At 58.2% G+C, this 25,672-nt stretch carries 27 protein-coding genes; 8 read left to right on the forward strand and 19 right to left on the reverse strand.

Annotated features, from left to right (window positions below):
- Nucleotides 1–8 precede the first annotated feature (8 nt).
- Both HZ995_RS08320 and HZ995_RS08325 read right to left on the reverse strand, forming a co-directional pair.
- A complete protein-coding gene (locus HZ995_RS08320) occupies nt 9–782 on the reverse strand; it encodes a DUF6478 family protein (RefSeq protein ID WP_432417965.1) in 774 nt (257 codons plus the stop codon).
- A gap of 86 nt (nt 783–868) precedes the next feature.
- Nucleotides 869–1,612 (reverse strand): hypothetical protein, encoded by a 744-nt coding sequence (locus HZ995_RS08325; protein WP_209355217.1) that lies wholly within the window; start codon nt 1,610–1,612, stop codon nt 869–871.
- Nucleotides 1,613–1,700: 88 nt separating this feature from the next.
- Here HZ995_RS08325 and HZ995_RS08330 point away from each other — a divergent pair, with 88 nt between their 5' ends.
- From HZ995_RS08330 to HZ995_RS08340, 3 genes are all read left to right on the forward strand, one after another.
- Nucleotides 1,701–2,579: a CPBP family intramembrane glutamic endopeptidase gene (locus HZ995_RS08330; protein ID WP_209355218.1), complete on the forward strand. Its 879-nt coding sequence runs from the start codon at nt 1,701–1,703 to the stop codon at nt 2,577–2,579.
- Between the two features lie 61 nt (nt 2,580–2,640).
- Complete coding sequence (gene accD / locus HZ995_RS08335) at nt 2,641–3,573, forward strand: acetyl-CoA carboxylase, carboxyltransferase subunit beta (RefSeq protein ID WP_209355219.1); 933 nt, start codon at nt 2,641–2,643, stop codon at nt 3,571–3,573.
- Nucleotides 3,574–3,666: 93 nt separating this feature from the next.
- On the forward strand, nt 3,667–4,935 hold the full coding sequence (locus HZ995_RS08340; RefSeq protein ID WP_209355220.1) for a bifunctional folylpolyglutamate synthase/dihydrofolate synthase: 1,269 nt from the start codon (nt 3,667–3,669) through the stop codon (nt 4,933–4,935).
- Between the two features lie 258 nt (nt 4,936–5,193).
- Here HZ995_RS08340 and zapE read toward each other — a convergent pair whose 3' ends face one another.
- Nucleotides 5,194–6,276 carry a cell division protein ZapE gene (gene zapE, locus HZ995_RS08345; RefSeq protein ID WP_209355221.1) on the reverse strand — a complete coding sequence of 361 codons (1,083 nt, stop codon included), beginning with the start codon at nt 6,274–6,276 and terminating at the stop codon, nt 5,194–5,196.
- Nucleotides 6,277–6,484: 208 nt separating this feature from the next.
- Here zapE and HZ995_RS08350 point away from each other — a divergent pair, with 208 nt between their 5' ends.
- Entirely contained in the window at nt 6,485–7,717 is a 1,233-nt protein-coding gene (locus HZ995_RS08350; RefSeq protein WP_209355222.1) for an MFS transporter, read from the forward strand.
- Between the two features lie 51 nt (nt 7,718–7,768).
- Here the strand turns inward: HZ995_RS08350 and HZ995_RS08355 are convergent, their stop codons facing one another.
- The 9 genes from HZ995_RS08355 to HZ995_RS08395 form a co-directional block, all read right to left on the reverse strand.
- Nucleotides 7,769–8,680 (reverse strand): ornithine cyclodeaminase family protein, encoded by a 912-nt coding sequence (locus HZ995_RS08355; RefSeq protein WP_209355223.1) that lies wholly within the window; start codon nt 8,678–8,680, stop codon nt 7,769–7,771.
- The gene (locus tag HZ995_RS08360; protein ID WP_209355224.1) at nt 8,677–9,297 is read right to left on the reverse strand and encodes an HAD family hydrolase; all 621 of its coding nucleotides are present in this window, start codon (nt 9,295–9,297) and stop codon (nt 8,677–8,679) included. Before HZ995_RS08360 ends, HZ995_RS08355 begins: the two co-directional genes overlap by 4 nt.
- 117 nt (nt 9,298–9,414) lie before the next feature.
- Nucleotides 9,415–10,314, reverse strand: a complete 900-nt coding sequence (locus HZ995_RS08365; protein ID WP_209355225.1) for an alpha/beta hydrolase family protein — start codon at nt 10,312–10,314, stop codon at nt 9,415–9,417.
- Between the two features lie 237 nt (nt 10,315–10,551).
- Nucleotides 10,552–11,517, reverse strand: coding sequence for a DMT family transporter (locus tag HZ995_RS08370; RefSeq protein ID WP_209355226.1), 966 nt, complete (start codon nt 11,515–11,517; stop codon nt 10,552–10,554).
- 86 nt (nt 11,518–11,603) lie between these two features.
- Nucleotides 11,604–12,053 (reverse strand): YaiI/YqxD family protein, encoded by a 450-nt coding sequence (locus HZ995_RS08375; protein WP_209355227.1) that lies wholly within the window; start codon nt 12,051–12,053, stop codon nt 11,604–11,606.
- Nucleotides 12,050–13,492, reverse strand: a complete 1,443-nt coding sequence (gene sthA, locus HZ995_RS08380; RefSeq protein WP_209355228.1) for a Si-specific NAD(P)(+) transhydrogenase — start codon at nt 13,490–13,492, stop codon at nt 12,050–12,052. The genes HZ995_RS08375 and sthA overlap by 4 nt, the downstream gene beginning before the upstream one ends.
- A gap of 3 nt (nt 13,493–13,495) precedes the next feature.
- Nucleotides 13,496–14,329 carry an S-formylglutathione hydrolase gene (gene fghA, locus HZ995_RS08385; RefSeq protein ID WP_209355229.1) on the reverse strand — a complete coding sequence of 278 codons (834 nt, stop codon included), beginning with the start codon at nt 14,327–14,329 and terminating at the stop codon, nt 13,496–13,498.
- A gap of 110 nt (nt 14,330–14,439) precedes the next feature.
- Nucleotides 14,440–15,369, reverse strand: coding sequence for an AEC family transporter (locus HZ995_RS08390; RefSeq protein ID WP_209355230.1), 930 nt, complete (start codon nt 15,367–15,369; stop codon nt 14,440–14,442).
- A gap of 49 nt (nt 15,370–15,418) precedes the next feature.
- Entirely contained in the window at nt 15,419–15,808 is a 390-nt protein-coding gene (locus HZ995_RS08395) for a hypothetical protein (RefSeq protein ID WP_209355231.1), read from the reverse strand.
- 105 nt (nt 15,809–15,913) lie between these two features.
- Between HZ995_RS08395 and HZ995_RS08400 the strand changes: the two genes are divergently transcribed.
- Together HZ995_RS08400 and HZ995_RS08405 are read left to right on the forward strand one after the other, a co-directional pair.
- Nucleotides 15,914–16,390 (forward strand): MarR family winged helix-turn-helix transcriptional regulator, encoded by a 477-nt coding sequence (locus tag HZ995_RS08400; RefSeq protein WP_209355232.1) that lies wholly within the window; start codon nt 15,914–15,916, stop codon nt 16,388–16,390.
- A 189-nt stretch (nt 16,391–16,579) separates the two neighbouring features.
- Nucleotides 16,580–17,197 (forward strand): TetR/AcrR family transcriptional regulator, encoded by a 618-nt coding sequence (locus HZ995_RS08405; RefSeq protein ID WP_209355233.1) that lies wholly within the window; start codon nt 16,580–16,582, stop codon nt 17,195–17,197.
- A 48-nt stretch (nt 17,198–17,245) separates the two neighbouring features.
- Here HZ995_RS08405 and HZ995_RS08410 read toward each other — a convergent pair whose 3' ends face one another.
- From HZ995_RS08410 to HZ995_RS08420, 3 genes are all read right to left on the reverse strand, one after another.
- Complete coding sequence (locus HZ995_RS08410) at nt 17,246–18,382, reverse strand: S-(hydroxymethyl)glutathione dehydrogenase/class III alcohol dehydrogenase (protein WP_209358213.1); 1,137 nt, start codon at nt 18,380–18,382, stop codon at nt 17,246–17,248.
- Nucleotides 18,383–18,487: 105 nt separating this feature from the next.
- Nucleotides 18,488–18,955 carry a DUF1203 domain-containing protein gene (locus HZ995_RS08415; protein ID WP_209355234.1) on the reverse strand — a complete coding sequence of 156 codons (468 nt, stop codon included), beginning with the start codon at nt 18,953–18,955 and terminating at the stop codon, nt 18,488–18,490.
- A gap of 84 nt (nt 18,956–19,039) precedes the next feature.
- Entirely contained in the window at nt 19,040–19,471 is a 432-nt protein-coding gene (locus HZ995_RS08420; protein ID WP_209355235.1) for a c-type cytochrome, read from the reverse strand.
- A 92-nt stretch (nt 19,472–19,563) separates the two neighbouring features.
- On the opposite strand from HZ995_RS08420, the gene HZ995_RS08425 reads away from it, so the two are divergent.
- Together HZ995_RS08425 and HZ995_RS08430 are read left to right on the forward strand one after the other, a co-directional pair.
- Nucleotides 19,564–21,222 (forward strand): Y-family DNA polymerase, encoded by a 1,659-nt coding sequence (locus HZ995_RS08425; RefSeq protein ID WP_209355236.1) that lies wholly within the window; start codon nt 19,564–19,566, stop codon nt 21,220–21,222.
- A gap of 404 nt (nt 21,223–21,626) precedes the next feature.
- Nucleotides 21,627–21,974 carry a DUF2794 domain-containing protein gene (locus tag HZ995_RS08430; RefSeq protein ID WP_209355237.1) on the forward strand — a complete coding sequence of 116 codons (348 nt, stop codon included), beginning with the start codon at nt 21,627–21,629 and terminating at the stop codon, nt 21,972–21,974.
- Nucleotides 21,975–21,994: 20 nt separating this feature from the next.
- Here the strand turns inward: HZ995_RS08430 and HZ995_RS08435 are convergent, their stop codons facing one another.
- The 4 genes from HZ995_RS08435 to HZ995_RS08450 are packed head-to-tail and all read right to left on the reverse strand — an operon-like array spanning nt 21,995 to nt 25,656.
- Nucleotides 21,995–22,450, reverse strand: coding sequence for a hypothetical protein (locus HZ995_RS08435; RefSeq protein ID WP_209355238.1), 456 nt, complete (start codon nt 22,448–22,450; stop codon nt 21,995–21,997).
- Between the two features lie 29 nt (nt 22,451–22,479).
- Entirely contained in the window at nt 22,480–23,439 is a 960-nt protein-coding gene (gene speB, locus HZ995_RS08440; protein ID WP_209355239.1) for an agmatinase, read from the reverse strand.
- Nucleotides 23,432–24,277, reverse strand: a complete 846-nt coding sequence (locus HZ995_RS08445) for an NlpC/P60 family protein (RefSeq protein ID WP_209355240.1) — start codon at nt 24,275–24,277, stop codon at nt 23,432–23,434. The genes speB and HZ995_RS08445 overlap by 8 nt, the downstream gene beginning before the upstream one ends.
- Nucleotides 24,274–25,656 carry a leucyl aminopeptidase family protein gene (locus HZ995_RS08450; RefSeq protein ID WP_209355241.1) on the reverse strand — a complete coding sequence of 461 codons (1,383 nt, stop codon included), beginning with the start codon at nt 25,654–25,656 and terminating at the stop codon, nt 24,274–24,276. Before HZ995_RS08450 ends, HZ995_RS08445 begins: the two co-directional genes overlap by 4 nt.
- Nucleotides 25,657–25,672 lie beyond the last annotated feature (16 nt).

Genomic DNA, 25,672 nt, shown 5'->3' on the forward strand with positions numbered 1-25,672 from the left:
TCTGATCCTCATATCTCGGCGCGCAGACGGCGGCTGAAATTCAGATCCCGCAGGATCACTTGGTTCATTTCGGGACCTTCGAAAATCAGATCGATCCAGGCTTTCTCAAGCTGTTTCTCATTTAACTGCGTATAGGCGAGGTCAAACTCGACGCTGATTTCTTCTTGGTTCAGCGGCAGCTCGCGGACGATCTGTTCGGTGTTTGGGCCATGTTTCACATTCAGCCGCGCAAAGATTTCGAGCGGCTTTTCCATTTCCACAATCGTGGACATGCGGATCACATGGTTGCGGCACAGGCCCTCAAGCGAGTCCTCGGGCATATCCAGCACCAGCGACAGGAAAGAGCCGTCAAAGCCAAAGACGTCCATGCGCAGCCCGTAAGGCGCGAGATCCTTTTCACGCGTGTTGCGCAGTTGGCGAAGGGTCAGTTCGGAATACTTGCAGTCGTGAAACAGCACGACCTCATCTCCGAGGGATTGTTTTGACTGAACAGAGACCATCCCTTTGGACGGCAGGCTTTCCCGCCAGATCGCAGGACGCCAGGACCAATCGGTACCATGCGGTTTGAAGAAAGAATTCGACCCGATGACTGGCAAAGCCAATTGCCCATCCGCGACCGAGATCACCTCGTCCAGATGCGCCCGCAAACGCCTTGCTTGGGTTCTGCGGGTCTTGAGAGGCTCAAGCTCCATGTCCCGCGCGTGCTGCGCGGTCGAGGACCAATAGCTCGTCAGACCCCGCTGGATCATCCTGTGAAAAACACCGCCCGGATATGCTGCCATGTGCTCGCGACCAAAGATTTTTACAACGACCCTGACTGCTCTTATTTGGCGAACAATCTATTTTTGATGCCGTTATTGTTTCGTCTTTAGTTTTTTTGACGCAATCCGGTGAAAAAATCAAATACCGATCCGCTCTGTTTTACAGAAGATTCGGACAGAACCGGGGCTTGCGCAACCACAAGGCTGTTTGGATCAATCTCTGGGCTTTCCGCGTGGATGTTGGCTGCCAACTCAGACAAGAGGCTCGGTCCGCGGGTCAGGGCCATCTCGCTGTAGGGGGGGCCAAAGGCCGCGAGGCTCACGACACGTCCATTCACGACGGTCATCGCGCGCCAATAATGACTGTCAGCACCAGGCACCAAACGATCTCCGCCTTCTTCTATCAAAACGGACACAAGCTTGCCGCGCCGCTTGGGTTCGCCAAAGGCTTCGAGCCCGTCCAACAGGTCTGACGTCGATGGAGGATTGGGACTTACGGCACCAACAGATACCGTTAAAAGCCCACGTTCATAGGGTTCTAGCCGCGTTTGCGCTTTGCGCAGGACGTTGCAGTCGCCCAAGAGAACAAAGTCGCTGGCAGACCGGCTGCTTTTATCAACGCAATACCCTTCGGGTGCGCGCACGATGACCGCGCCCTTCACCAATTTGACCCGTTCGCGCTGCCGCGCGCGGTTGAGCAGATCAATGGAGCGCGTAGAAATCGACACATCCCGGTCCTGGAAAGACGCGCTTTGGCCGGGCAGGGACAGGCATCCCCCAAGCACCATCACAGCGCAAAGGATCATTCCCCGTGAGAGTGTCGTCACCTTGGACGGCATTTCTGTCTCCATCAGCTCGCTCACTGGAATATGCAGCCCCACGCTGTTCTAGCAAGCCTCCCCCTCGACCATAGAAGCAAAAAACGCTACGCCTGGCTACATGTCAGCCTACGACCCACATCACATTCTGGCCAAAGAGGCCTTTCCGCATTCGGGACTATTGCGCCTGTTTTCCGGTATTGTCCTGCTGTTTATCGGTACGATCGCGCTGCAGGTCGCTCTGGTGCGCGCGATGGAGCGTGCTGGCATGGGGTCTCTCTTGCGCGACAGTATCAGCGGCGCCACAGCGCAAGGCACGCTGATCGCGCTGTTCACCTTCGTGATTCCTTTCATGGTGCTTTGGGTCGTTTTGCGGGGACTGCACAATCGCGCGATTTCGGGTGTCATAGGGCCGATCTCTTTTGCTGTGCGGGATTTCTTTCGCGTGATGATCGCTTTGGTGATTTTTGCGGCCATCGTGCTTGTCCTGCCTGCACCAGAGGCCATGCGCCCGGTCAGCCAGCTTGGGTTTTCAACTTGGCTGATGTGGCTGCCGCTCGCTTTGGTTGGGATCCTGCTGCAAGTGTCCTGCGAGGAATTTATCTTTCGCGGCTATATGCAAAGCCAATTGGCGGCGCGTTTCACGAATCCTGCGATTTGGATTTTTGTGCCCAGCTTTATTTTCGGCCTCGTGCACTATGCGCCCAGCATTTATGGCGAGAACGCAATTTTCGTTGCCGCATGGGCGTTTCTGTTTGGCCTTGCAGCGGCGGATATCACGGCGCGCAGTGGTTCCCTCGGGCCCGCAATCGCTATGCATTTCGTCAATAATATCATCGGCATCCTGATCGTCGGCACGCCCGGTCATTTGTCAGGCCTTGCCCTCACGGTTCTACCCTTTGGGCCCGACAACACAGAGCTTGTGCGCCAGTCCATGCTGGTCGAGCTTCCGGCCCTCTTGTGCATGTGGCTTGCAGCGCGTCTCGCTATTAAGCGCTGATTGCAATTCCCGCTGCGTCAGCTTATGTCAGCGTGAGCCAAGAAATTCTGGGACCTTTTGAATGAACTGGATCACCAACTACGTCCGCCCTCGGATCAACTCGATCTTCTCGCGCCGCGAAGTGCCCGAGAACCTTTGGTCCAAATGCGACAACTGTGGCACGATGCTGTTCCACCGCGAACTCAAAGACAATCTGAACGTCTGCACCAACTGCGATCACCACATGGCGATCACGCCACGGGATCGCTTTCATGCGCTGTTTGATGGTGGGATCTTTACCGAGGTTGAGGTACCAGAACCGGTGGCCGATCCTCTAACCTTTAAGGATCAAAAGAAATACCCCGACCGCATGAAGGCCGCGCAAAAGAAAACCGGCGAGCGTGATGCGATGCTGGTGGCCGAAGGCGAAATCGGCCGCACCCCGATTGTGGCGGCGGGTCAGGATTTCTCCTTCATGGGCGGCTCTATGGGCATCTATGTCGGCAATGCGATCATTGCCGGCGTCGAACGCGCAGTTGCAACCAAACGCCCGTTCATTCTGTTCTCCGCCGCAGGTGGCGCGCGTATGCAGGAAGGCATCCTGAGCCTCATGCAAATGCCGCGCACGACTGTGGCGTTGCAGATGCTGAAAGAAGCGGGCCTGCCCTACATCGTCGTCCTGACTCACCCAACGACCGGCGGCGTCACAGCCTCATACGCGATGCTGGGCGACGTCCAGATCGCAGAACCCAACGCGCTGATCGGCTTTGCTGGCGCGCGGGTCATCGAACAGACGATCCGCGAGAAACTGCCCGAGGGATTCCAACGCGCGGAATATCTGCTGGATCACGGCATGCTCGACCGCGTCACCAAACGCACCGAGATGCGTGACGAACTGATCACCATCGTGCGTATGCTGATGGGCCTTAGCCCTGCGATCAAAGGTGACCTGCCTGCGCCTGAACAGGTCGCTGACGCTCCAGCCGAAGAAAAAACCGAGGCAGCGTCTGAGTAAGCTGACGGATAAATTCAAAATCAGGACGCGTCTGGCATTTTGCTGGGCGCGTTTTTCATTTAGGGCAGGGGGCAAGAGCCCAAGGACCGCACCATGACCCAGACTTCTGACGCAATCCTCGAGCGCATGATGGCGCTGCATCCCAAGATCATCGACCTGACCTTGGACCGCGTCTGGCGTCTGCTTGCAGCTTTGGACAATCCACAAGAGGCTCTGCCCCCCGTGATCCACATCGCAGGTACCAATGGCAAAGGCTCCACCCAGTCGATGATCCGCGCGGGCCTTGAGGCGATGGACAAACGCGTCCACGCCTATACTTCGCCGCACCTGGCGCGTTTTCACGAACGTATCCGCCTCGCAGGCGAGTTGATCAGCGAAAAATATCTGACCGAGGTCCTGGACGAGTGCTATGCCAAGAACGGTGGCATCGACATCACATATTTCGAAATCACCACCTGCGCAGCGCTTCTGGCTTTCGCGCGCACCCCAGCCGATTACACCTTGCTCGAGGTCGGCCTTGGCGGGCGCTTGGACGCGACCAACGTGATCACGCCCGAGCTGTCGGTCATCACGCCGGTCTCCATCGACCACGAACAATTCCTGGGCAATACGCTGGCGAAAATCGCGGGTGAAAAGGCGGGCATCATCAAACGCGGCGTACCTGTGGTGGTTGGCCCTCAACAAGACGAAGCGCTGGATGTGATCGAAGCCAAAGCCAATGGCCTAGGCGCGCCGATCCTTGCCTATGGGCAACACTGGCACGTCTTCAAAGAACGCGACCGTCTGGTGTTCCAGGACGAAACCGGTCTCCTAGATCTGCCTTTGCCTGCGCTTCTCGGCGACCATCAGATCCAAAACGCGGGGGCAGCATTGGCCGCTCTGCGCTACCTCGGAGCCGATGAAGCCGCTTGCGAGGCCGCCATGACCCAGGCCACCTGGCCTGCACGTATGCAGCGTTTGAAAACGGGTCCATTGGTCGAGAGCGCCCCATCGGCAGAACTCTGGCTCGATGGCGGCCACAACGCCGCTGCAGGTGAGGCGCTCGCCGCGCTGCTGGGCGCGCTTCCTAAACGCGAGACGCATCTGATCTGCGGTATGCTGAATACCAAAGATGTCTCAGGCTATTTGCGCCCCTTGGCGACACAAGCCGCAAGCCTGACCGCTGTATCTATCCCCGGAGAGGCCAATACGCTGAGTGCCGCAGACACCGCAGCCGCCGCCGAAAGCGTCGACCTTACGGCGCTTGAGGCCGCGTCGGTTCAAGCCGCGCTAGACGCAATCCTAGCCAAAGCTCCCGATGCGCGTGTGTTGATTTGCGGCTCACTCTACCTCGCCGGAAACATCCTGCGCGAAAACGGCTAAACGCAAATTTTTTTTGCCGATCTAAACCGTTGAAACGACTCGGAAAAACGAATCATCCGTTGGTTGATTCGAAAAAAACCGAATCGGGGCCTATTGACCGATTCGCAAGGGCCTGCGTATATTGGCTGTAAGTTGAGTTTTCTCAGTATTGGCAGAGGGATAGCGCAAGTCGAGCGGCGTGAAATCCCGACATACAGGCAAGGCTGAAAACAGCAGAAAAGGGATGCTTCGGCATCCCTTTTTTAATGCCGAAATGCCTTATTTAGCGTCCTCATCACGGCCCCAATCCGCGTCCTGCATCTCGCGCAAGCGGCTGGCTGTGCGTTCAAATTCAAACGATCCGGTGCCCTCGACATAGAGCATTTCCGGCTCTGCCGCCGCCGAACAAATCAGCCGTACTTTGGCCTCATAAAGCGCGTCAATCAGCGTCACGAACCGCTTGGCCTCATTGAAGTTATGACGGCTCAGGCGCGGGATGTCCTCCAGCACTAAAACCTTCACGGCCTCAGCAATCGCTAGATAATCCCCAGGCCCCAGCATCGCGCCACAAAGATCAAAAAACGTGGCCCGCCCAACCCCGTTGCGAAAGGCAGGGATCTCGACCGTCCGCCCTTTGACGGTGATCGGCAAAGGCTGCGCCCCACCGCCGCTGAGATCGTTAAAAATCGCCCGCATCTTGTCACGCGCCTCGCCCTTAGCTTCGACAAAATAGACCTGCTGACCTGACAGCCGGTTTTGACGATAGTCCGTCGGGCTGACCATCTCATGCACGACCATTTGCGCCTTGAGAATGTCGATGAACGGCAGGAACAACTGCCGGTTCAACCCGTCCTTATAAAGATCATCCGGAATGCGGTTTGATGTGGTGACGACGGTCACGCCGCCCTCAATCAGCATCTCAAACAGGCGGCCAACGATCATCGCATCGGTGATATCGGTGATCTGCATCTCATCAAAGGCCAGAACCCGCAGCGACGCCGTCACCTCTGCCGCAACGGGGGCCAGAGCATCCTCGACCCCGTCCTGACGCGCCTTATGCATGCCCGCGTGGATTTCCTGCATGAAGGCGTGAAAGTGTACCCGACGCACGGCGATCTTACGCGCCTCAAGCACTTCGACGAACAAATCCATCACCATAGATTTGCCGCGCCCAACACCGCCCCACAGATAAAGCCCTTGCGCCGCCTGAGGCTTCGCCCGCCGAAACCACCCGGACTTCACTGGCTGTGCCAGTTCTTCTAGGATCCGGTCGAACTCGACAATCGCCGCCTGTTGGGCCGGGTCTGCGGTTAGAACGCCCTCCGCAACCCGCGCACTATAGATGTCGTTCACAGTTTCCATGTCTCGTCCTTAACGCGACACATCGCCGGTGAAAAGCGGCCCCTTTCATCTTGCTCAAAATACTCCCGCCGGAGGCATCCTACCGTGCCAAATGAGCAAAGGTCAGAAGTGCAGACCCATGATCACGGAACGTGATGTCATCACCACAATTCCTGAATTGACCAAAGCAGCCCACCGCGCGCAAACTCCGCATAGATAGGAGCGCCCCATGCAGACTCGCACCCCTCTTTTCACACCGGTCCTCATCGCCGGTTGCCTGATCATTCTTGTGTCCTTCGCGATCCGCGCCAGCTTTGGTGTGTTCCAGATCCCGATTGCCGCTGAATTCAACTGGCCCCGCGCCGAATTTTCCCTCGCCATCGCGATCCAGAACCTTGCTTGGGGCATAGGTCAGCCAATTTTCGGAGCGATTGCGGAAAAGATCGGTGATCGCAAAGCCATCATCATGGGCGCGATCCTCTATGCGATCGGGCTGGTTCTGTCATCGATGGCAGTCTCGCCAACCGCACACCAGCTCTACGAGGTTCTGATCGGTTTCGGCATCGCAGGAACCGGCTTTGGCGTGATCCTCGCAGTCGTCGGACGCGCAAGTTCGGATGAAAACCGCTCCATGAGCCTCGCCATCGCCACCGCAGCGGGCAGCGCAGGGCAAGTCTTTGGCGCGCCAGTAGCCGAGTGGATGCTGGGCTTTATGTCTTGGCAGAACACCTTCCTCGTGTTCGCAGCCGCAGTCCTCGCCGTGCTCGCCCTTCTACCAATGATGCGCGCGCCGTCCGTGAGCAAAGCGCAGATAGAAGAAAGCATGGGCGAGATCCTGATGAAGGCGCTCAAGGATCCTTCCTACACGCTGATCTTTCTCGGCTTCTTTTCCTGTGGCTACCAACTTGCCTTTATCACCGCGCATTTCCCAGCCTTTGTCACTGAGGTTTGTGGTGCGATTGATCCGACGGGGATGCTCTCGTCATTGGGCATCAACTCGACCTCGCGACTGGGCGCGGTGGCGATTTCCCTGATCGGAGCCGCCAATATCGCAGGGACGCTCTATGCGGGCTATTTGGGCAATCGGTACTCCAAGAAGTACCTGTTGGCCGCGATCTACACGGGCCGGACATTGGTCGCGGCGGCCTTTATCATGACGCCGATGACCCCTGCCACGGTGATTGCCTTCTCGATTGCGATGGGCTCGCTCTGGCTCGCGACGGTGCCGCTGACCTCAGGTCTGATCGCGCATATTTATGGGCTGCGCTATATGGGCACGCTCTATGGGATTGTGTTCTTCAGCCACCAGCTTGGCAGTTTCATGGGTGTCTGGCTGGGTGGGCGGCTTTACGACATCTACGGCAGCTATACCGCCGTCTGGTGGATTGGCGTTGGCGTCGGAGCTTTCTCGGCCCTGGTCCATCTACCCATTAACGAGCGGCGCAAAGCGCAGGCGGCCTAAGGCTTTTTCTTTAAAAGAAAAAGACGTCGGATCCTTTTAAAGGATCCGCCCCTAACCCGCGTGGAATTGTTGCAGAATGTAGTGGCTGGTCATCAGATCCATATGCGCACCGCCGCCGTTCTTAAACAGGGTGATATCGTCGTCTGACTGGCGCACCATGAGGTCGGGCTGATAGTGATCCGCCAAAATATCGTCCCGCGAGATCGCCCCACTTTGCAGAGGTTTTTCGATCTCTCCGATGTGCCCAACCGTGGTATCAAAACTATCCACAAAGACCCTCGCACGCTGCAACGCCGTGTCATCCGCCTCTCGCATATCAGGCCGATAGGCGCCGATCAGGTCCAGATGCTGTCCCGGCTGCAGCCAGTCCCCTTTGATAAAGCTTTCGGTGCTCATGGTGGCAGAGGTGACGATGTCGGCAGACCTAAACGCCGTTTCCAGATCCTCCGCCACAGTCACATTCGCCAGCGCGGCCGCCATGGCCTCGGCATTCGCGCGGGTGCGGTTCCAGACGGAGAACTGCGCCTCGGGAAAGGCCGCAGAATAAGCCGCATGCAGACTGCGCGCGACAACGCCCGCACCAAGGATCAGGATCTTCTTGCTATCCGGCCGCGCCAGACGCCGCGCGCCCAGAAGGCTGTCACCTGCGGTTTTCCATTTTGTCACCAGATGGAAATCCACGATCGCCGCGAGGTCGCCATGAGCGTCGTCAAACAGGCTGACCGACCCATGGATCATCGGAATATCCGCCGTGGGATTATCGGGAAACACCGTCGCCGCCTTCACCGCGACACCCAGCCCATCGATCCAGGCCTGCCGCACCAAAAGCGTGTCTTTGCCGCGATAAAGAAAGCTGTCCGAGATCTCGGCCTTGGGCAAAGCATGCCCCGCCGCCAAGGCGTCGCTGAGCCCGATCCAGTCGAGGTTTTTCTCGCCCTCGACAAAACTGATCAATGTGGTCATTGCGCCTCCTTTGCGGTCAACAGCCCCTCGGCCACCAAACGATCTGCCCAACCCTGTGGGCCTTCAAACAGATGCGTCTTCCAGCCCCGCGCCTGAGCCATTTCGATATTGTCCATGCGGTCGTCCGCAAACAAGAGCCGGTCCGGCTCGATCGCGCTGTCTTCTTCGACGATCTCATAGATGCGATTAAAGGGTTTCACATGCCCTAGTTTGCCCGAAACATAGTAGCGATCGAATTCTTTCAGGATCTCAAAGACCTCTGAGGCGCGGTCCCAGATGTCATCGCCAAAGTTTGACAAGACGAACACCGGAACCCCCTTGGCGCGCAAAGCCCGCAGAAGCCGCCAAGAATGATCAATTGCGGGCCCTGCGAGGTCAAACCAATTGTCATGCCACATGCGGATAGCGTCGCCCCACTTCGGATGCTCTTCGGCAAACGCATAGGCGCGTTCCTTGAGCGGAGCCCCCAGATCGACGTCATTGTTCATATCGTGCAGATCAAGCTCGGCAAACATGTCGCGACGCTTGTCTTCGCCAATCAGGCGGTCATAGGCGCGCTCCGGCTGCCACTCAATCAGGACGTTTCCAACATCAAAAACAACGGCGTCTATCGGCACGGGAGGCTTCCTTTTGACTGAATTTGGCCCGACAGAACCAAGCCAAGCAACAACATGCAAGCCGAAACGAAATCAGGCCCAACATAGGGGGCCTGAAATCAAGCAAGATGCCAGGGATTAGTGGGTGTTGTACCACTCCACCATCTGCTCGGGGTGCTCGGAGAAATACTGGTAGCCGCGGAAGCGCTGGGTGGTGCCCTCGATCCAGTAGAGTTTTTTGTCCTCAACCGGAATATTGTCATAAACCGCCTGAACATCCTCTTCGGCATAGGTCGCGGAGTCCTTGCGCACTTGGATCACGAAGGTCGGCACTTTCACATGTGCCGCATCCAACTGCGGAGAGCTGTCCTCGATGCGGAAGCCCCAGATCTCACGATAGTTGCGCTCAAAGGCGTCATAACCGCGTTTGCCCATGCGCAGGCTCTTGGACAGTTTACGCACCAGAACTTCACCTGAAATTGGCTGGACCAGGATCATCGACTTGATGCCCTCAAAGGCCTCTGGGTGTTTCTCCATGGCCACCAGGGTCGCGTTGCCGCCCAGGCAGATGGACTGCAGGTGGATGTCCATATCTTTGGTCTTTGGGTTGCTGCGCACATAGTTCAGCGAGCCCAAAACGTCTTTGTATTCAAAGAGTTTCGGGTTGTAGCCTTTGTTCTGACCCGGCGCGGAATAGCCGTGGTTGCGCAGGTCATAGGCCAGCACGTTATAGCCCGCTTCGACCAGAGCTTTGTATTTCGGGATGAAGTTCACCTCAAACCCGCCAGCCTGGCGCCACCCTTTCAGGTGACCGGCATAGCCATAGCGGTTTCCGGGCGAAAAGTGGTTGCAGATCACGATTTTATTGGAAGGTTTTTTGGCGGGCATATACCAGCCTTCCAAGGTGATCCCATCAGCGGATTGGAAGGATACGTCCTCATACTCGAGGCCGAATTCATCGGGGCGACGCAGGATTGGCGAGCGGCGGGTATCGGCGATCATGCCAGCAATGCGGCGCATCATGAAGTTAACGATCATAGGTCTTAGTCCTTTCAGTGCTTCCTGAGGTCGGGGCAATGCGAGACCAGTCAGTTCAAGTGTTGCGCGATTTACAGTGTTGCGCGTTTTGTAAGGTGTATTTGTACAAAAATACGCAAACTGTCAAGTGGTAAGGTTTGGTGGAAAATCAAACCAGCCATGCGCAATGCGCATAAGCCGGAAACTTTCAAAGTTTCCGACGTCGATTTCTTTCAAAGAAATCGGGTCTAGTCAGGTTTACTGTGGACGCGGTGGATGCCGGTCCGGAGACTGAGCCGCAAGGCTTTCACGCCAAACCACAAAGAGGCCAGCGCCCACAATCAGGATCATGCCCACCCAAGAATTCACGCTTGGCCAATCGCCAAAAATGACAACGCCAAACATGACTCCCATCGGTAAAGCGACATATTCAAGTGGTGCCACAAGGCTTGCTTCGCCCAAACGGTAGGCCTGACTGACGAAGTAGTTAGACCCCGCCGTCGCAACGCCGATGATCAGGAAAAGCGGCAAATCGGACATCACCGGCCAAATCCAGGGCCGCAGCAAGAACGCGAAAAGTTCGCCCCCCATTCCGTCATATTGCCCGGCTCCAAAAGCGATCCCCATAGCGCCCATGATCACAAAAAAGGTCAGCTGCAGGTACAGCGACATCGTCGTGGCCGTCACTGCATCCCCAATCGCACGGGTCATCACTTGCAGGATCGCATAGCAGGCCGCCGCGATCAGAGGCAGGAGGAACGCGATCTGAAAGCCCTCGCCACCCGGCCGCAGCATGATCAGAACACCGATTAGCCCGATCCCCACGGCAGACCACCTGCGAGGGCCAGCGGTTTCTCCGAGAAACACGACCGACATCGCCAAAATCATCAAAGGACAGATGAAAAAGATCCCGACCGTATCGGCAATCGGTAAGATGGCGATCCCAAGGAAGAAGAACAGATTGGCCAAGACCATCAACAGCCCGCGCACGATCAAAACACCTTGGCGGCTGCCGCGCAGCGACAATTTCTGACGTTCAAAAGGCGCGAGTACAAAGAGGATCACTGCAATGGCAATGATCGAGCGCAGGAACATCATCTGCGGCAGCGAGAAATCACCGCTCATGAACTTCACCGTGGCGTCATTCACCGAGAAACATAGCGAAGAGGTCACCGCGGCAATCGCCCCGAGCGTGTTTCTCGACATATGCGCAAAAGCAACCATGCGTGCCTCCCTCAATCAAAGCAAAGCACGCGATTGGCGCTTAGGTCTGAACCATAAACGACATAGAGGACAGTTTGCGGCAGCAGCTAGGCTTTGGCCGCGCGCAAGACCCGCTCAAGACTATCGAGGAACCGGCTGCGGTCGGCCTTGGTAAATCCCTTGCCGCCGCCTTGCGTAAACGGATCCGCAGACCGTAGATCCGCCATCAGATCCCGCATGGCGAGGGCTTCTTTGACGTTCTGCGTGGTCAGGGCCTCGCCATTATGCTTCAGCACCTTCGCGCCTGCATCCACCACTTTGGCGGCCAGTGGGATGTCGCCGGTCACGACCACATCCCCCACGCCCGCGCGATCAGCGATCCACATATCGGCCACGTCAGGCCCCTCCGGGACGATCACATTTTCCACCAAAGGATTTTGCGACGGCCGCAGCCCGCCATTGGACACCACATAGACCTTCACCTTGTGGCGTGTCGCGACCCGCTCGACCTCGGCTTTCACCGGGCAGGCGTCCGCGTCCATATAGATGGCGGTCACGATTTGGCTTTCTTGTTGGTCTTCTTTGCGACCTTGAATTCCTCAGGGATAGGCATGCGGTTAAAGGCGTCCAGACCTGCGATCCGGTAGGCCTCGGCCAAGGTCGGATAGTTGAAGGTGTTTTCGACGAAATAATCGACCGTGCCTTTCAGGTTCAGCACCGCCTGCGCGATGTGGATCAGCTCGGTTGCGCCTTCACCCACGATCTGCACACCCAGCACGCGACGCGTCTTGAGGCTGATCAGCATTTTCAGCATGCCTTGCTCAAGCCCCATGATATGCCCGCGCGAAGTCTCGCGGAAACGTGCGACGCCGACCTCATAGGGGATTTTGCGCTCCTGTAGTTCCTCTTCGGACATGCCACAGGTCGAGATTTCCGGCACCGAATAGATGCCATAAGGAAACCACGGGCTTTCCGGCAGAGTAGGGGTCTCAAGCGCGTGACAGGCCGCAACACGGCCCTGTTGCATCGAGGTGGAGGCAAGGCTCGGGTGGCCGATGACATCGCCGGCTGCGTATATATGCCCAACCTCGGTCTGATAGGTCTTGCGATCCACAGAGATCCGCCCGCGATGGTCGGTTTCCAGACCAACCGCATCCAGGTTCAGCTTGCTTGTCGCGCCCATACGCCCCGCTGCAAACAAGAGCATCTCAGCACGGACATGGCGGCCGTTCTCGAGGCTGACTTCGACGTGCTCGCCCATGTCCTCGACCTTTTCAATCGCAGACCCCAAACGCAAGTCGACGCCGTTCTCGCGGATCTCATGGGTAAACTCGGCAATTAGTCCGTCGTCGATGAAATCAAGGAAACTGTCGCGCGGCTCAATCAGGGTCACGTTCACGTCCAGAGCCGAGAACATGGTGGCATATTCCACGCCAATAACCCCCGCGCCGACAACGACCAATGAACGCGGGATCCGCGCCATCTCGAGGAATTCGTCGCTGTCCACAATGGTTTCGCCATTGAATGGAATAGTGTCAGGCCGGAACGTCTTGGTGCCGGTCGAGATCAGGAACTTCTCGCCCGTGATCCGCGTGGTCTCACCGCCTTCAATGGCGACCTCGATCTCGTTCGGGCCGACAAAGCTCGCGATCCCATTCAGCGTATCCACATGGTTGCGGTTGAACTGATGCTCAAGCACGTCGACTTCATAATCGAGCGTCATGTGGAGGCGCGCTTTCAGGTCTTCGGCGCGGATCTGGTCTTTGACGCGGTAAGACCGCCCATAAAAGCTGCGTTCCCGCCATCCTGACAGATTCAAAACCGTCTCGCGCAGGGTCTTGGAGGGGATGGTGCCCGTATGCACCGACACACCGCCCAGTTTATCCTGACGATCCACCACCAGAACACGACGCTTGAGTTTCCCCGCCTGAATTGCCGCCGCACGGCCTGAGGGGCCAGAGCCGATGACGATCAGATCAAAATCAAAACTGCTCATGAGTTACTCTCCGTACAGGGCGTCGGCGTGGAAACTGATGTGGTCTTCCATGAAGGTCGCGACAAAGAAATAGCTGTGGTCATAGCCTTTCTGTAGTCGCAAGGTCGCCTCCTGGCGTCGCTCAGACACGGCAGCGGCTAAAGCCTCAGGGCGCAGAAGGTCAAGGAACTGATCTTCGGTCCCTGTGTCCACCAAGACAGGCCCGTCAAAGCCCGCGTTGTGCATCAACAGAGAGGCATCATGCGCGGCCCACAGACCCTCGTCCTCACCCAAATAGGCTGTCAGCTGTTTGCGGCCCCAATCAGACGCGGTTGGATTGCAGATTGGCGCAAAGGCAGAGACAGATTTGAACCGCCCCGGCAGAGACATCGCCAGCGTCAACGCGCCGTGGCCACCCATCGAATGACCCGTGATTGCCTGACGCTCCATATCTAAAGGGAAGTTATTGCCCAGAAACTCGGGCAATTCTTCGGCGATATAGTCCCACATCTGAAAATGCGCGGCCCATGGCGCCTGTGTGGCGTTCACATAGAACCCCGCGCCCTGACCCAGATCATAGGCCTCATCATCCGCAACGCCTTCGCCACGTGGAGAGGTATCTGGAAAGACCAACGCAATACCCTGTTCCGCAGCCCAAGCCTGTGCACCCGCTTTCACCATCGCGTTCTCATGCGTGCAGGTCAGGCCCGAGAGATACCAAAGAACAGGCACCGGCCCGTCTTTCGCCTCGGCAGGCAGGAACAGCCCAAAGGTCATATCGCAATGACAGCTTTCGGACGCGTGCTTATAGACGCCCTGCGTGCCACCAAAACATGCGTTTTCCGAAATGATCTCCATCGGCGTTGCTCCCTCATCCCCTATGGTTGCGTTGTGGCTACCTCATGGCTTCCCCTTAGGGCAAGCGCCAACAAGACCTCGGGCTGTTCAAATCCGACCGCTGCCGCCTTTCACAGCATTTGCACCCAGCCGATGACCAGCGAGAGCGTCACAATCGAGATCGCCGTCGAAATCAGGATCGCGGTTGAGGCGCGTTGCGCGGCCACACCATAGTGCTGCGCCAACATAAAGACATTGCCCGCCACGGGCAGCGCCGCCGCCGCAATTATGACGCCAGCAGAGAATGCGTCGATCTTGAAAATCATCAGCGCACAGATCGCGACGGCAGCAGGATGCAGAACCAACTTGCAAAAGGTGATCCAGCCCGCAACGCTGAGCCGTTCAGCCGATTTCCCCGCCAAGGATGCGCCAATCGCAAACAAAGCCCCCGGCGTCGCAGCAGAACCTAAGAGATCCAGAAATGTATTCGCGACCTCTGGGATCGGCCATTCCATAGCAGACCATCCAAGGCCCAGAACAATCGATACAATCATCGGATTGCGCAGCAGGCCCAAACCGATTGTGCGCAGAATCCCAAAGCTCATCCGCCCATCCCGTGCACCGGTGATCAAGATCACAATCAGCGAGGAAAAGACGATCAGATCGACCATCAGAACCAGCATATTCGGCCCAATCGAAGCCTCTCCGAACAAGAGCAGCAGCATCGGTATTCCCAGAAAGCCAACATTGCCAATGACCGCGCATTGGCTTTCGACGGCGGTGGTGGGTATGTCCTCGCCACGCAAAAGACAGACAACAGTTGCCACGATATAAACGGCCATCGTGCCCGCCAGATAGGCCCAGATGACCTGCCAATCCAGCACCTCGCCCAACGATAGGTTGGCCGAGAATTTGAACAGCATCGCCGACAGGGCGAAATAGAAAACGAACTTCGTCAGATAGGCCGTGGCCTCTTCGTTAAAGAACCCACGGCGGCCCGCCATATAGCCAAGCCCAATGATTGCGAAAAATGGAAGGGTCTTTAGGAAAATCGCCAGCATGCGGAATTGGTAACAGAATGCGACCAATCCGCAATGCCAATTCTCGGCGCTATGCCGTGCGCGGGGACCGCATGACCGAAATCATGATTGCGACGCCTATGGCCCCGATCACCAGCCCTGCAATGACGCCCGCGCCCCCTGCGCCGAACCCAAAGATCATCACCGCGTCATGCAGGTTGAAGGCCACGATCGCAAACGCACCGATCAACATCGGCTCCCGGGTGCCTTTGACCACGCCATAAACCGCAATCAGCGCCAGCGTCAGCTGGCGCCCCAGAAAAGCGCCAGTAACAGATCCCAAACTCGCTGGATCTCCGCTGAGATTGGCAAGGCCCGGGTTGCTCAGAGGGTTTGCGTAGGCCGGTAGGGTGAACACCAGAATGATCGCGGCAAGAAGGGCCAACCCAATGCGGGGCAGGCGGAATGTTTTGGGTGGCATAACTATCTCCAGAATCATATTTATCTTTCTGGAAAGATAAATACTGGATTTGCGTCTTGCAATAGCAAAGCCTCGACTTCATGACGGTTGAGAAAGGAGAGACGCATGCCAGGGTCTGATCGACGCAGTTGGCCCCCAGAGGGCACGCCCGCCGCGCGGGTTGTCGGCGGCCTTTTCCGCAGTCGAAATTATGTGTGGGACAACGACCACCGGATCGTTGCAACCTATGGCGTGACCTGGACGCAGTTCCTGACCCTCATGGCGCTCAGGTCTGCGGGGCCTGATTTTGTGCTGTCTCCGACCGAACTCTACGATGCAACACAGGCCAGCTCGGGTGGCATGACCAAGATGCTGCATGGGCTGGCCGACAAAGATTACATTCGGCGCGTCCCAAACCCAGAGGACAAGCGCAGCAAACTGGTGCAGCTCACCGACACAGGCGCAGATCTGGCCGAAGAGATTGTGGACCGTCTGATCGCAACGAATACTGAGCTCTTCGGGTCTATTTTGTCAGATGAGGAATGCGCGACGCTGGCGGGGCTACTTCAAAAACTCAGCAAAGGCCTGCAAGACAAGAAATAGATCACCGTTCGTTTACCTAGATCAGTCAATGTTTTGCCTTGAACTCCGCGCGCCCTAGCTTACATGCAAGCTCCGTCCACAGGTTGATCTCGGAATTTTGAGATGCGCTGACCCTGGGGCAAGAAATGATACGCTTGAAAAAACTGAACTGGTCAGTTTAAATCTGTAGTCAAATAGTGACAGGATCTTATGAACACCCAAACCCCGATTATTCGTAAAGGTCGCAAGGTCGACCAAGTCCTCGCCGGTGCGCGCGAGGTATTCCTGCGCGACGGGTTTGAAGGGGCCAGTGTGGACGAGATCGCAAAGGTCTCGGGCGTGTCCAAGGCGACGCTCTATAGCTATTTCACCGACAAACGGCGCCTGTTCCAAGAGGTCATTCAGGCCGAATGCGACCGCATGTCCCGCGAGATCGAGGCGCAGATCGATCCGGATGCTCCGACGCGTGAGGCGCTCTTGACCGCGGCCTATGGAATGACGCGCTTTCTTGTGTCGCGCTTTGCGCAACGGGTGTTTCGGATTTGCTTGGCGGAACGGGATCGTTTCCCCGAACTCAGCCAGACCTATTTCGAAAGTGGTCCCAAGAATGGCCATGAGCAACTGGCCATGCATCTGAAAGCCGCGGCAGACTGCGGCGAGCTCAAGATCGAGAATGTTGATATGGCAGCATATCAGTTTGCGGAACTCTGCAAATCTGATCTGTTTGCCCGCGCGGCCTTTGGCATCGACTCAGAGTTTTCTGACGCCGAAATCGCACTGGTCGCCGAAGAAGCCGTTGAAACCTTTATGGCGCGCTACGGGGTGTAAATCGGAAGGCGTAAGGCGGGCTTAAGCCCGCCCTACACTTGTTGTCTGTTAGGCGAATTCAACCACGGCGCGGATCGACTTGCCCTCGTGCATCAAATCAAAGCCTTCGTTGATCTGATCCAACGTCAGCTTATGGGTAATCATCGGATCGATCTCGATCTTACCGTCCATGTACCAATCCACGAACTGAGGTACATCGGTGCGCCCCTTCGCGCCACCAAAGGCGGTGCCTTTCCAGACGCGTCCCGTCACCAGTTGGAACGGACGGGTCGAGATCTCGGCCCCTGCAGGGGCTACGCCGATGATGACCGACACGCCCCAACCGCGGTGTGAGCATTCCAGCGCGTCGCGCATCACTTGCACATTGCCGGTGGCATCAAAGGAATAATCCACGCCGCCGAATGCGTCCTTTTCGGTCTTGGTCAGTTCAACAATGCGATCCACGACCGACTGATCGCCCAATTCCGATGGGTTCACAAAGTCGGTCATGCCAAATTTGCGCGCCATCTCGGCTTTGTCGGAATTCAGATCCACACCGATGATCTTATCAGCCCCCGCCATGCGCAGGCCTTGGATCACGTTCAAACCAATGCCACCCAGACCAAAGACCGCAGCCGTCGAACCAATCTCGACCCCTGCCGTATTGATCACCGCGCCAATGCCCGTAGTGACGCCGCAGCCGATGTAGCAGATCTTGTCAAAGGGCGCGTCTTCGCGGACTTTCGCCAGCGCAATCTCTGGCAGAACCGTATGGTTCGCGAAGGTCGAGCAGCCCATGTAGTGGTAGATCGGCGTGCCATCCAGCATCGAGAACCGCGTCGTGCCATCTGGCATCAGACCTTGGCCTTGCGTGCCACGGATCGCGGTGCAGAGGTTGGTTTTGCCGGACAGGCAGGAATGACACTCACGGCATTCCGGCGTGTAAAGCGGGATCACGTGATCGCCGGGCTTCAGTGTGGTGACGCCTTCTCCGACTTCAACCACAACGCCCGCGCCCTCATGGCCAAGGATCGAGGGAAACAGCCCCTCAGGGTCAGCGCCGGAACGGGTGAATTCATCCGTGTGACAAATGCCGGTCGCTTTGACCTCGATCAGAACCTCGCCCTTTTTCGGGCCGTCCAGGTTCACCTCCATCACTTCTAGGGGTTTGCCTGCCTCTAGGGCGACTGCGGCACGGGTGCGCATCATGGGTGGGGTCTCCTCCTGTTGTCTTTGAGTGTGACCTTGCGGCAAATCCTGAGTCGGCGCAATCGGGCATCCGACTCAGAAAGGCTCGGGAACGACAAAGGCCTAGGCGCGGTCGATTCTGGCTGCGAAACATCCGCGTGCGGCGAAGTGGGCGTGGATATAGGCGATGCGCTCGTCCTGAAACATCCGCTCGATGGTGGCTTGAACCGCGTCCCCCTGCACCAGATCGGCGTCCTCTATGCAGCCAACCTCGTCGATCCCGCGCAAGGCCATGGGGTTGGCCGTCAGAAGGGGCGGCACAGTGTTTTCCGCCTCATAAGGCGTGTCCGCGCCCTCTTGCACATAGATCGCATGACGCGAGCGATAGGGGCTGTCCACAGGCAGGTGCTCATAGTTCAGCAAAAGCGCTGTGCCGCCGATTTCGATGGGCGTCAGGCTGACGCGGTCGGGGTAGGCGGGATAGTCTTCGACCGCATGGCGCGTGATATGGAGATCCGCCAGCTCTGCGTCGGATTTGCCGTAGAGATGTTGAAATGGCTCGGGGTCCAAGCCTTTAATTCGAAACGGCATTTTTGCCTCCTTGTTGCGATGTGATGCGTCACAGTCGCAAAAGAAGGCCCAGTCAATCAGCCCGTTTCTTGCGCTTTCATGAGGTCATTTGCGATAGGCCTTATGACAGCTGCGACAGGATCCGCCGACCGCGCCCATACCGGCGGCAATCGTTTCGGCACTCGTGACGTCCATCGCTTCAGCCGCATCCCTCAACGCGTCGGCCTTGGCTGTGAAATCGGCAAAGTCAGACCAGATCGCAGGCAAGGCCTCGCTTTTCGGATCATCCTCTTGGGCTTCAAACAAGGCAGGGATCTCCGCCGCATGCTGTACCAAAGCCGCCTTGGCCGAGGTCGCGGCTCCCGCGTCAAACGCAACCCGTCCGCGCGCCATATTCCCCAGCACTTTTGACGCCGCGCCGATCTGCTCCATCCCCTGCATCCGCGCCATGACGGCGGGGTTTTTCACCCCATTGTGCGCCAGCGCCATGCTGGCGATCATCAGACTGCTGGTGAGGATGAGGACGGTCTTGCGCATGGTGGCTCTCCTATTGGCTGTCCCTAGACCACCTCGACTCGGGCGCAGAATCAAGCTAGAAAATTAGAACAAAAGTGGAACATTGCTACCCAATGCCCAAACGACGTGTGCTTTCTTTGTGGTTCCCACGACTGGGGGCCGAACGGTTGATCCGCCAGGACCCGATGCTGGCGGAGCGGCCGTTTATTGTGCTGCGCGACACCGGCCAGATGCAGGTGATCGCCTCGATGAATGCCCATGCGCAGGCCGCGGGGCTGACCCACGACCAGCCGCTGCGCGATGCCCAAGCCATGTGCCCCGAGGTGCTGACGCGTCTGCAAAACCCGCGTTCTGAGGCGCTGTTCCTGACATCGCTCAGGCGCTGGGCGGGCAAGTTCTCGCCTTGGGTCTCGGAACAAGCCCCCAATAGCCTGCTGATCGACATCACCGGCTGCGCGCATCTTTATGGCGGAGAAGAACCGATGCTGGCCCAAGTCCAAGACGATTGCGCCCAGCTGGGTCTTTCTGTGCAAGCAGGCGTCGCCGATACGGTCGGCGCGGCCTGGGCCTTGGCGCGTTACGCAGGCCAGCCCGGCGCACAGCTGCGCAGCGGAGACGCCATCGACCAAGAGGCCCGCGCCACAAGATCCCGCGCCGTCAAGCGCCGCCACTGGGAACGTGGTGGCGCGGCCCCGCGTGTCGGCGAGCTGCCGGCCCAAAGCTACCGGATCGCCCAGCCGGGCCAGACCTATGCCGCGCTCTCGGATCTGCCCGTCGCCGCCCTGCGCCTATCTGAGGACAACAAGACCCAGCTCCTCCGCCTTGGCATCCGCAAGATCGGAGACCTCTTGGGCCAACCCCGCGCAGGGCTTGCCCGTCGCTTTGGCCGCGATCTGGTGATGCGGCTGGATCAGGCCATGGGCCATCAGCCCGAACCGGTCAGCCCCGCGGCCCCTCCACCGCGTTTTGCGGTGCGCCTCAGTTTTCCCGAACCTATCGGGCTGGAAGAAGACGTGCTAGCGGCGCTCGACCGCCTCTTGCCGCGGCTCTGTCAGCGCCTAAAGGATAAATCCCAAGGCGCACGGGTGGTGCGCCTGCAGGCCTTTCGCACCGATCGCTCTATGCAAGAACTCGAGGTCGGGCTGGCCCGCGCCTCAGATGACCCCCACCGCATCCGCCCGCTTTTGGCGATGAAACTGGGGGATCTGGTGTCGGACTATGGCTTTGACCTCTTGCGGGTTGAGGCCCCTCTGACCGAGCATCTCTCAAGCCGTCAGATGACCGGCCACGCCGAGGCAGGCCGTCAGGTCGCGGACCGTTTGGCGCGTTCCACCGCGATGGATGACCTCTTGGGCCGCATTGGTGCGCGTATCGGTCTTGAGCGCATCACCCGCGTCCATCCCGCCGAGAGCCATATCCCCGAGAAATCCCACAGCATTCTGGCCGCAGCCTGGTCCGAACCTTTTTCCGATCCCTGGCCCGACTACCAACTCGACCGCCCCGCGCTTTTGTGGCGTCCCGAGCCGGTGACTGCGCCCGACACGCCAGCCGTGCCACGCGGGTTCCGATGGCGCGGCCGCAGCCTGACATTGCATCACGCCCGAGGCCCCGAACGCCTCGCGCCGGAATGGTGGCTGGATGATCCCGACTGGCGCAGCGGGACGCGGGATTATTGGGATATCATCTGCGCCGAGGGGGACCGGCTGTGGCTGTTCTACGCCCATGGCGGCGCGATTTCCTCGGGGTGGTTCTGTCACGGGAGCTTTGCTTGAAAGAAAAGGCCCGGAGCGCGTGCGGCACGCACGCAGGGCCATCGCCGGCCCGACCCACCGGGCTGGCGATATGTTGGCGGCGAGTGATGCAGCAGAGTTTCAGACACTTTGCCAACATAAAGCGTAAGACAGTCACGTTCCACGCCACCCCGTCGGGCCAGCAATGGCCCTGCTCTGGGACAACGTCTCAAAACTATTCTGGAAAAGAAGGCCCCCGGCGGCGCGTCGGGTGGGGGCAAGAAAACTGCGCCACCGGGGTTGTGAGCGGGAAGATCTCGCTACAATGCCTTTATGCTCTTGGGATTGGGCGGATTCGGGGAACATAAGGGGCAATTTGGGTATCTCTTTGGGGCAAAACCGAGGCAGGGTTGATTTCTGGCGCAAACGGAGCGACGCTAAACCTCATGAACATGACCACACCGACTCCGTTTCAAAACGGACAAGCCGTGCCCCAGCAGGTGGCCTTCCACCGCACAGAGCTCAACGTGATCCTATCCCTTTACGGCCGCATGGTCGCCGCCGGAGAATGGCGCGACTATGGGATTTCCAACCTCAAGGACGTCGCGGTGTTTTCCGTGTTCAGACGCACCGCCGAACACCCGCTTTATACCATCGAGAAGCGCCCGAAACTGCGCAACAAGCAGGGGCTTTATTCCGTTGTTGGCATGGATGGGCAGATCTTGAAACGCGGGCATGATCTGAAAACCGTGCTCCGCGTGCTGGAACGCAAACTGATCCGCGCTGTTGAATAGACCCGATAGCGGCCTAGGTCTTAAGAGCTAAGGTTTTCCACAACAAAGAAGAAGTTCCGCCAAGCGAGCTGTTGCTCTTGTGACAGTTCACTATCGCCGCCGATCTCAAAGGTCTCTGGCGAGAGATGCTCGAGGTTCAGTTTCGTCGCCGCCGTGCAAAGTCGTTCTTCCTGTTCGCTGTTCAGCGGAGCCCCCATGATTTGGGCCAGCTTCACTTCACCTGTCTGCGCCTTTTTCAGATCGGTAACGATGCGCTCCATCTGCGCGGCCTCAGCGTCTTCGGGGAATGCCGTCACAACCGCATCGATGCGCGATAGGTCCTCTTCGGCCTCGCCGCCACAGGCCCATTTGATGGCGATGGGCACAAGGACGAAATCAAAGCCATAGAACACATTGCCAGATGGATCGTCCTGCGCGGACACAGGGGCCGCCAAAAGCGTCAGCGCAACCACGCTGCTTCGTAGTAGATGAGACATAGAAAACCCCTCCCAAGGTTTAACACTAGTTACTTTGCGCCTGCAGCCATCACGCAGAGCAATTCAAACATCACCGAGACCCCCAAGAACGCAGTCCCTCCGGCCTGATCAAAAGGCGGCGAGACCTCGACCATATCCGCGCCGACAATGTTCAGCCCCTCAAGCTCGCGCACGACCTGCAGCGCTTCAAAACTGTTCGGCCCGCCCACTTCAGGCGTGCCTGTGCCCGGCGCAAAGGTCGGGTCTATGAAGTCGATGTCATAGCTGACATAGGTCTCACCCGCGCCCACGATCTCGCGGGCCTCGGCCATGACATCGGCGATGCCACGCTTAAAGAACTCTTCAATGCGGATGATGCGGATGCCTTCGGCGCGCGCGAAATCGATGTCTTCGTCGTCATAGGCCGTGCCACGGATGCCGATCTGGACCACGCGTTTGGGATCCAGCAACCCTTCCTCAACCGCGCGGCGAAAGGGCGTGCCATGGGTGTACATCGTGCCGCCGAAATAGCTGTGAAACAGATCGGTATGGCTGTCAAAATGCACCATGCCAACGGGCCCTTTGCGCGCTACGGACCGAAGAACAGGCAGCGAAGTCAGATGATCCCCGCCCGCCGTCAGAGGCGTGATCCCCTGATCCAGTGCCTGATTGTAAAAGGCCGTGATCCGATCCATGGAATCGTGAATATCAGCGGGGTTCGGCCCCACATCTCCCAGATCGGCGCAGTTCACAGCTTCAAATGGGCGCACGCCTGTTGCGCCATTCTGGGCGCGGATCATGGTGGAGGCATCGCGCAGCTGGCGCGGCCCATGACGCGGGCCGGGACGGTTGGTCGTGCCACTGTCCCAAGGTACGCCGATGATGCCGACGTCCACATCCGAAATCCGCGCGTCGTCAAGGGCAACGTAGGGCAGGCGCATAAAAGTCGGAACGCCTGCGAACCGAGGCAGCTCCATGCCCGAAACTGGTTGAAAGAAACCGTCACTCATTGCTGTCCTCCAAAATCCGCTTGCGAGACGTCACCGGCCCGCCGCCTTGTTGTTCAATCCTAGCAATACCCGCCGCGATATCCTCATAGCAGGTCGCCATGGCATGAGCATTAGCGTGGATCATGCGGGTCTCGTCTATGACCATGGCGACATGGCCTTTCCAAAAGATCAAGTCGCCTCGTCGGTGGGGGTCGTTAGGGCCAAGCGTCGTGCCTAGGTCTTGCTCTTGCAAATCGCTATCGCCGGGGCAGGCAATGCCACAAGCCAGCAAGGACGCCTGCATAAGGCCGGAACAGTCGATCCCGAACCGGCTGTTTCCACCCCAAAGATAGGGCGTATCCAAATACAGTTCGGCTTCGACCACGGGATCGGCCTGTTTCTCGTCCAGTGGCCCCAAATGTTGCAGAGGAATATACCCGTCTGCCGTTTGCGCAAAGCCATTGGACGTATCGATCACATGCAACAGACAGCCATGGCTCAGGCGCATGACGTCCATCGATTTGATGTCGGCCAAGCGATAGATGTGGCTTGAAGCGGCCGTGACCCGATGGGTCGGTGCGGGGCATTGGGCCAAAGACGAATTGGGCACATAGCCCACGTATCCGTCTTTTACAGAGCGCACGAAAGCCCAACCTTTGTGGACCTCGTAGACGTCCACAGCGTCGCCGAACAAAAGCTGCCGCTCGCGGTGGCCCTCGGGGACATTCATCAGGTCTACCAAGGGCCAATGCACCGAAAACGGCTCAGGATCGACATAGTCCACACCCGGCCAAGTCTCGCGCAGACTGGGGTCCGCGACACGCGCATTGGCTGGGGTAAGGCGTCGATCCGGGGTCATATATCTAGGATCTTGGGCAGAGCTGCGAGGATGGCCCGAGCCCCCATACCCACGCCGCCTTTCGGGCGGGCAGGGGCTGCGGAGGGGTTCCAGCCATAGATGTCAAAATGGGTATAGTTCTGACCTTCCGCAAACCGTCTTAGGAACAATGCGGCGGTGATGGATCCGGCAAAGCCTCCTTTCGGGGCGTTGTCCAGATCTGCAATGCCGGGCTCGATCATCTTTTCATAAGGTTCCCAGAAGGGCATGCGCCAGACTGGGTCTGCAACGGCCTGTGCTGCCTCATCCAAGGCCGCCGCCGTGGCGGTGTCATCCGTGTAAAAAGGCGACAGATCGGGCCCGACGGCCACGCGGGCAGCCCCTGTGAGCGTTGCCATGGAAATAAGCTGGTCTGGGTTTTCCTCGGCGGCCAGCGCCAAAGCGTCGGCCAAGACCAAGCGCCCTTCGGCATCGGTGTTGTTGATCTCAACGGTCAGCCCTTTGCGCGACGTGAGGATGTCGCCCGGACGGAAGGCATCCGCGCTGACAGAATTCTCAACCGCTGGGATCAGCACGCGCAATTGCAAAGGCAAATCGAGCGCCATGATCATATGCGCAAGGCCCAATACGGTGGCCGCGCCGCCCATGTCCTTTTTCATCAACCCCATCGAGGCGCCCGGTTTCAGGTTAAGACCACCGGTGTCAAAACACACGCCCTTGCCAACCAGCGTGAGGGTCGGACCTGTGCCGCCCCACCGCATGTCCAACAAGCGTGGTGCTTGCGATGCGGCACGTCCGACCGCGTGGATCATCGGGAAGTTTTGCTCGATCAAGTCCGCGCCCGTCGTGACATTCATCGTCGCACCAAACTGGTCGGCAACGCTGTGCGTCGCGGCCTCGAGTTGATCCGGCCCCATGTCATTTGCAGGCGTGTTGATCAGGTCTCGGGTGAGAGCCTCTCCGGTGGCAATGGCTTCGATGCGGGCGGGCTCTAGACCCTCTGGGCAAACAAGCCGCGCGCTGGCACCAGAGGCCTTGGTGTAGCGATCGAAAGCGTAGCCCGCCAAAAGCCACCCAAGGGCCTCGGTTTCCAGGTCCAGATCCGCAGGAACATGGGCCAAAGCATAGGTGCCCTCAGGCAGGGCTTTCGCCGAAGCAGCCAGCACAAATCTGGAACGCGCCCGCGTTTTGGCTGATCCCAATCCAACGACTGCACCTGAAACGCCTCCTTCTGTGTCAGGTAAAAGGACAACCGCACCAAGCGAGGCTTTGAAGCCGGCACTGCCGATCCATGCTTTGATTGAGTCAGGCTGCGTTGCGAGCCAATCCTCAAGCCCTTCGGGTGTGAATGCATAGATCGGCGTTGCGTCAGAAGTAAGCGGGGCGAAGGTCAGTGGCATTTAGATGTCTTTATTG

It is taken from the genome of Cognatishimia activa (genome assembly GCF_017798205.1).
In the GTDB taxonomy this organism is placed as follows: Bacteria; Pseudomonadota; Alphaproteobacteria; order Rhodobacterales; family Rhodobacteraceae; genus Cognatishimia; species Cognatishimia activa_A.